Raw genomic sequence first — 900 nt, 5'->3', positions numbered from 1 at the left:
CCTGAAGAAACAAACTCTCACCCTTTGCTCCAGTACAATTACGCCCGGCACCCTGCTCACCAGATTGAGCGCGATAATGCCTGACATAACGATAATCGACCAAAGTATTCAGCGACTCACTTGCCACCAGAATAACTGAACCGCCGTCTCCGCCATCTCCACCATCAGGCCCACCCTTCGGAATGTACTTCTCTCGACGAAAGCTCAAGCAACCGTTACCACCTTTACCAGCCTCTACTCCAATTGTCGCTTCATCAACAAACTTCATTGCACACCCCTTAGATTAGTACCCAACGACCAACATTTGACCCTATAAGGAAAATAAAGTCGATCAGCAAATAAATTGCAAAAAAAAAGCTCCGCACAGCGGAGCCTTTTCCAAATCCGTAACGACTGCTTACTCCGCAGCTTCAACCGTCACATATTTGCGGTTCAAAGGACCTTTTGTTACAAACTTCACAACACCACCAGATGTTGCAAACAATGTATGATCCTTACCACAACCAACATTATCGCCTGCGTGGAAACGTGTACCACGTTGACGCACAATAATGTTGCCTGCTTTAACTACTTCACCACCGAATCGCTTAACACCTAAACGTTTCGACTCCGAATCGCGACCGTTGCGGGTACTACCACCCGCCTTCTTATGAGCCATTATCCTACTCCTATTGTCTGTTCGTATCTAAACCGGTTTAATTGCTCCTGAGAGCGACCATAAACTCAGTGTTAGCCTTTAATTCCAGTAATTTTCACCTCAGTATACCACTGACGGTGACCCATTCTCTTCATGTGGTGCTTACGACGCTTGAACTTCAAGATACGTACCTTCTCGTGACGACCATGATCAACAACCTCAGCCGTTACTTTTGCACCCTCAACATTTGGCGCGCCAACTTT

General features: G+C 46.6%; 2 protein-coding genes and 1 pseudogene. All 3 read right to left on the bottom strand.

Going from position 1 to position 900, the window contains the following annotated elements; translation table 11 throughout:
- Positions 1 to 268: pseudogene (obgE, locus tag A3766_RS08830) on the bottom strand (GTPase ObgE); the annotation flags it as partial.
- 129 nt (positions 269 to 397) lie between these two features.
- A complete protein-coding gene (gene rpmA / locus A3766_RS08825) occupies positions 398 to 658 on the bottom strand; it encodes a 50S ribosomal protein L27 (RefSeq protein ID WP_068509869.1) in 261 nt (86 codons plus the stop codon).
- 71 nt (positions 659 to 729) lie between these two features.
- A partial coding sequence (gene rplU, locus A3766_RS08820) for a 50S ribosomal protein L21 (RefSeq protein ID WP_068642095.1) occupies positions 730 to 900 on the bottom strand: 171 nt, incomplete at its 5' end.

Source organism: Oleiphilus sp. HI0132 (assembly GCF_001635845.1).
Note: the sequence above shows the minus strand (reverse complement) of the source record. Positions and strands in the feature narration are given on the sequence as shown.